The organism is Mesorhizobium sp. M7A.F.Ca.US.014.04.1.1 (genome assembly GCF_003998745.1).
Taxonomy (GTDB): Bacteria; Pseudomonadota; Alphaproteobacteria; order Rhizobiales; family Rhizobiaceae; genus Mesorhizobium; species Mesorhizobium ciceri.
In genome coordinates this window covers 1-5357 of sequence record NZ_RZRW01000404.1, presented here as the reverse complement: position 1 = coordinate 5357, position 5357 = coordinate 1, and the positions used below count along the sequence as shown (strand labels likewise).

The following is a 5357-nucleotide window of genomic DNA, read 5'->3' as shown; positions in this document are numbered from 1 at the left end:
GCAAACGCCGTAACCGACCTTAGAGACGGCCGGCGACGCACCACTTTCGGGCGCCGACACGAACACGCCGGAGGAAAGCGATGACTGGACGCAAAACCCACGATCAACAAATTCGCATCATTGAAGAGCGGGAAAACACAAAGAACGCCGGCAAGGATTTTGATGCCGAGGCGGATCTGAAACGATCAGCGGCGGAACGCGAAGCACTGCGCAAGGGAGCGGACATGAGGACCGATACACCGGACCTCGTCGATCCAGACGACCGCAACATGCTTCGCGGCAAGAATCAGGAAAGCGCCCATCACAAGAACCGTGCCGACGACTAAAGCGCGTCACGGACCAGCAACGCTCCTGGAACATTCGTCATAGATTGGAGGCAGCCCATGGCACACGGCAGCAAGAAGCACATCGGAGCAGGTTCACAAGGAAAGGGTTCCGGCACAGGCGCCATGACCGTGACGCCAAAAGACAAGCTCGAAGAAAACAAGGTTCTGTCCAATCGCGACAAGGCACAGCATTCCAAAGAACGCGGTTTGGACTCCAGGCAGGTCGCGACCGAGCAGCATCAGGATCATGCCGCCAACCGTTTGCGGGACTGACGCCCGACAGGGGCGCCAGCCTCGGCCTGGCTGTCCGGGGAGCCGCCAGATTCGTGCCATCTCTATTTGACACCGAGGCTTTCGGGCCAGAGCGCCTGGATTTCCTTCGGCAGCGCATCGCGCACCTTAGCCGATTGGCCAAGATCAATATGCCGTGCAAGAACTCGGAACACCGAGCGTGCTGCATCCTCGGGATCGACGGGGCGGATCGATTTCAATTCCTCGCCGATGTGCTGCGAGAAGTTTTCCAGGGAGCGCGTTTTGTCCGGCTCGGCTGCGGGCCGGTAGTGGTCGTAATAGGCGCCGCGCACCAGGAGCGGCAGTTCCGCCCCAAGTTTGGCCGCAAGCCCGATCTGCAGCCTGTCCCTTACGGTCCGCAGGACCGCGCCCAATATGTGCCATGCAATTCGCCGATCCGGACCATGATCGTCCATGATCTCGTCGAGCCAGATGTTGGTTGTCTGCAGCGTCCTGTCAAAGACATCCAAACCGGTAGCGCTCATCATCGCCTCCTCATCAAATTCATGTCTGGTTTCGAAACGATGCTCAGGGACAATCGTTTCGCTATCTGTCGACAAAATTGGCTCGGCCTGTGATCCGGCTCTGCCCCGGGATCCACGGTAGCGGTCTTGGTTGCGCCGGAACCCCTTCCGAAGCAGTTCGTTCCTGGGTGGGCGGCTTTGAGGAGCTGGTTGCGCGTCCTGCAACGGGTTTTTTGCGATGCCTGCAAGGAAGACAAAAACCACTGAAGGCGAGAACCGACAGCAACTCCTGCAGATGATGACGACGGAGCATTTGGTGCTGGGGACCGCCAGGGCGGCGACTATTCAGGAGGCGAATCAGCGCGCAAATTTGTTCCTGACTTCGGTATCCAGCGCCACGATCGCCCTTGCTTTCGTGGCCCAGGTGACGAGGATGGGGCTTCCTTTCATGCTGTTCAGCCTGATCCTGTTGCCGTGCCTCTACTTCATTGGGCTGGTGACATTCGTCAGGGCTGTGCAGGTGGCCATCGAAGACATGGTCCACGCCCGCGGCATGGCACGCATCAGGCACTGCTACACCGAGCTCACCCCTTCGATGGCGCGCTATCTGGTTCACTCCACCCCCAAACGGCTCTGCTGGCCGATGTCGGCCTCAAGCCAAGGCCCTGGCAAGCGTTCGCCGGAACCGCAGGGATGGTGAATGTCGTCAACGGTGCCATCGCCGGTGTCTTTGCCGGCGTGATGCTCAAGGTTGTCGTTGGCTCGATGGTCAGTCTCGCCGTGACTGTCGGCATTCTAGCTTTTGCGGTGAGCAACTGGTGCCTGTGGCAACATCACAGGCGCAGTTGGGCAAGCGCGGAACACAAGCTGAAGGTGCTGTTTCCAAACGTGCCGGACAGCGACGGCGAGGCGCGGATCGGATAACCCGTTCGAGAGGGGCAGGAGCATCAACTCGCGCTAGGCGGAAACCTCAAGCACGATCTTGCCACGCACATGCTCATTTTCCAGCCGTTCTTCCGCTTTGGCGACCTCTCCAAGCGGGTAGGTGGCTTGCACGAAGGGGGTGACCTTGCCGGCCTCGATGAGGCGGCCGATCTCGGCAAGATGCGCCGCATTCGGCTCGGCCAGGTAGGAGACGCCACGCGCCCGACGCAAGTTTGCCTTTTCCTGCGACGGTTGGGAAAGCGTGGAAACGAGCGTCCCGCCAGGCTTGAGCACCTCCCAGGAGCGCTCCTGCGTGTCGCCCGCGACAAGATCGAACACCAGGTCGACCGCATCGACGACCTCTTCGAAACGCTGATTCTTGTAGTCGACCGTCTGATCGGCGCCAAGCTCACGCACGAAAACGACGTCCTCGGCGGAAACGGTTGTCGCGACGAACGCGCCCGCGGCCTTGGCCAGCTGGATCGCCAGATGACCGACGCCGCCGGCGCCGCCATGGATGAGAACCCGTTGTCCGGATTTGAGGCCGCCATGATCGAAAAGGCCTTGCCATGCGGTGATGCCGGCAAGCGGCACCGCCGCGGCTTCGACATGGCTTAGACGATCCGGTTTGGCAGCCGCCTCCGTCGCCTTGACCACGACATATTCGGCATTGCCGCCCCGGTCATGACCAAGCATCGCAAACAACGGGTCGCCCTTCTTCAACGTATGCGCCCGCGTACCGCATATTTCCACCGTGCCGGATACGTCGCGCCCGAGCGTGACCGGCAGGGTCTCGCTCACCGACCCTTCGCGGGTCTTGTAGTCGATCGGATTGACGCTTGCGGCGCGGACCCTGAGCACAACCTCGTCGTCAAGGGGCTGAGGCGAGGGGACCTGATCGATCGAAAGAACCTCAGGTCCGCCAAAAGCGTGGATGCGGATTGCTTTCATGTCGGCATACCTCCTGTTGTCTGGCTTTCGGCGACGCTGTCTGCAGGGCTGTCGTCAGCGGCTGTGCAGCCGAGGTTGCGGCGGCAGGCACGCTGGCCTCCCGGCGGGCCACCGTCAGATGATTTTCCACCATCATCGGCGACCCAGCGGGATGCCAATTTGTCGGCGGCCAATCCGTCACGATCAGGCCGCCGCAAGGACGCCCAGTCCTGCTAGGCCGTAGACTGCGTCGGCGGGTTCTGGTTCATCATCCACAGCTCGATCGCAGCCAGAACCGCGACCAGAACGCCGATTACAACATGCACGCCCATGGCTGTGGTTGCCTGGAATCCAAGCACCCAGGGAGACACGACTACCCAAAGACCCACAACGAGGTTCAGCCATTCCTCCCAGACAGCAAAGGCGAAGAGGGCGGCAACCGAAAGCACGACAATCACGATGCCGCTGCCCATGGCATTCTGGGACTGTGTCCCTGCCGCGAAGGCGAATATCCATGGAGAGAAGAAGAGAATTGCTCCGAGGACCAGATTTGCTACGTCACAGAGCTTGGCATTTGACCATTGGTTCATGATTTTCTCCATCAAGCGTGCTCTCCACGCTTCCGAAGCTCAATCGGCGGCCTTGAAACCGTCGGTCACATGGCGGCAAGGCTACAACCAGACTTGCTGGCTTTCTAACTGGAGAGCAGGCCGTTGGTTCCAACCAATCGGCCTGGCACGGCACCGGGAACTCTCCTCGCCAGGAGCATTCAGCCACTCCCGATCCGTTCGCGACATACAACGCGGCGGGAAGATGCGAGGCGCAGGCGATTACCCATGTGATCGCCTCTCGATCATAGTCGTCACCCGGAGCGCCAGTCCTCGAAGAAGACGTTCAATGTAAGCGTGATGTGTTCGCGTTCTGGCAGCCTTCTGTGCCGCTTCCTTCCTGCCGCGGGTACCCTTGGTCCGCACTGCCTTGCGCGCGGCGGCGGAACGACCGGATGCGCCTTTCGTTTCGGCGGCCTTCTCGGCGGCGGCCGCCCGCGCCATGGGCGCGCGTTGTCTCTGGGGACCAACGCGCCGAGGTTACAAATGAACCTATCCCAGCCTTTGGCTTGCCGACATCGACGACGCGCGGGGAGTCAGACGCTGGCAAACCTCGGAGATCGGGATCGATACCGGTTCACGACGGGTTGCTGATCAATGCGCATGGTTCGCATGCCGAAGCGGACGTCACGGCTGCGTGCAAATCGGCACTGGCTGCGGCGGCGGTGCCGGATGATCCTTCCTGTATTGGGCGATGATCGGCTCGAGGGTCTTTCGCGGCCAGAATTTCGGTGTGCCGATTTCCTTCAGGCAGGACGCGTTCCAATAGGCGCCCGGCTGTGAATGGTTGGCTGCGACCGCGGCGATGTCGCGCGATTCCGGGTAGATGTAGAGCGTCGTCGGATTGTCCTTGACCATCGGGATAATCTGCTGCGCATCCGCCGGCGACCAACTGGTGCAGCCATTGCTGCGGCCGCCGGCATAATCCACCAGCTTGCCGAACGGTACGAAGCCGTCATGGTCGGCATGCGAGCTGTTCGGATTTTTGCGCAGGCACAGGCCGTGCAGCACCTGGGCCGCGTGGCCGCCGATCACCCGCTGCCTGGCGTTCGCGGCTTCGCCTTCGCCGTCGAACTGGATGAAGGTGCGCTGGAAAGCCACGTCCCGTTTCGCACCAGTGCGGTAATAACCCTTGAACGAGGTTTTCGCCTCGCGGGTCATATAGGCGCCGCCGGCCGTCAACGATGAATCCATCGCATTGCCGAAGTTCCTAGCGCACCGCTTGCCATTCGAAAAATCGACGACGCCCTTCAGATTCCGCCCGCTGCCATGACCCGACGAAATCGCGCGGAAGGACTCGCTGGCCTCGCAGATGACGTAGTAGCGGCGGCCGAGCACGCCATTGCCCAGATCGCTGGGGCGTGTCGCATCCATGGCGAAGTAGCAGGGGTTCTTGACGGCCCCTTGGGCGACCTTCTTCCGATAAAGCGCGCGGGCTCGTTCGAGGACAATTTGTGAGATCTGGCCCTCGCTGTTGCCGACATGAGCCTGCAACCAGGCCGGAACGTCAGATGATGCGGCAAAGGATCGAGCCGACACCGTCACGGCGATGACGGCGACGAAAAAGCTGGCGACGACGCCCAGACAAACAGATCTCAACCGCACCGGATCAATTCTCCTGTCGAAGCGAATGGCGATTTCTTGCGGTATTGCCGCGAGAATCGATCATAGATGGCCTCGCATTATCAGGCGAAACACATCTTGTTTAGCGCGCCCGCATGAAGATCCGCAAAGCAGGTCGACGCATGCAACGGCCCTACGCCGACATGCTGGCTCCAGGCTTGCGGCGGACGTCTTCGTATCCTTGAAGCAGG

Annotated in this window: 8 protein-coding genes; 4 read left to right on the top strand and 4 right to left on the bottom strand. The window is 60.9% G+C overall.

The features are described 5' to 3' along the window. The first annotated feature begins 80 nt into the window (after window positions 1-80). Window positions 81-326, top strand: coding sequence for a hypothetical protein (locus tag EOA22_RS23375; RefSeq protein ID WP_013530132.1), 246 nt, complete (start codon window positions 81-83; stop codon window positions 324-326). Between the two features lie 57 nt (window positions 327-383). Further along, window positions 384-599, top strand: a complete 216-nt coding sequence (locus EOA22_RS23370; RefSeq protein ID WP_063168782.1) for a hypothetical protein — start codon at window positions 384-386, stop codon at window positions 597-599. A 62-nt stretch (window positions 600-661) separates the two neighbouring features. On the opposite strand, the gene EOA22_RS23365 is transcribed toward EOA22_RS23370, so the two are convergent. Further along, a complete protein-coding gene (locus EOA22_RS23365) occupies window positions 662-1102 on the bottom strand; it encodes a DUF2267 domain-containing protein (protein WP_013530134.1) in 441 nt (146 codons plus the stop codon). Window positions 1103-1319: 217 nt separating this feature from the next. Between EOA22_RS23365 and EOA22_RS23360 the strand changes: the two genes are divergently transcribed. Next, complete coding sequence (locus tag EOA22_RS23360) at window positions 1320-1781, top strand: hypothetical protein (protein WP_244514337.1); 462 nt, start codon at window positions 1320-1322, stop codon at window positions 1779-1781. Further along, entirely contained in the window at window positions 1775-2005 is a 231-nt protein-coding gene (locus EOA22_RS39020; RefSeq protein ID WP_244514335.1) for a hypothetical protein, read from the top strand. Before EOA22_RS23360 ends, EOA22_RS39020 begins: the two co-directional genes overlap by 7 nt. Before the next feature lie 33 nt (window positions 2006-2038). Here the strand turns inward: EOA22_RS39020 and EOA22_RS23355 are convergent, their stop codons facing one another. The 3 genes from EOA22_RS23355 to EOA22_RS23340 all read right to left on the bottom strand — a co-directional run bounded on the left by EOA22_RS23355 (window position 2039) and on the right by EOA22_RS23340 (window position 5148). Continuing rightward, window positions 2039-2956 carry an NADP-dependent oxidoreductase gene (locus tag EOA22_RS23355; RefSeq protein WP_013530136.1) on the bottom strand — a complete coding sequence of 306 codons (918 nt, stop codon included), beginning with the start codon at window positions 2954-2956 and terminating at the stop codon, window positions 2039-2041. 212 nt (window positions 2957-3168) lie between these two features. Then, entirely contained in the window at window positions 3169-3525 is a 357-nt protein-coding gene (locus tag EOA22_RS23350) for an SPW repeat protein (protein ID WP_027162069.1), read from the bottom strand. A gap of 645 nt (window positions 3526-4170) precedes the next feature. Beyond that, entirely contained in the window at window positions 4171-5148 is a 978-nt protein-coding gene (locus EOA22_RS23340) for a hypothetical protein (RefSeq protein WP_063168781.1), read from the bottom strand. Between the last annotated feature and the right edge of the window lie 209 nt (window positions 5149-5357).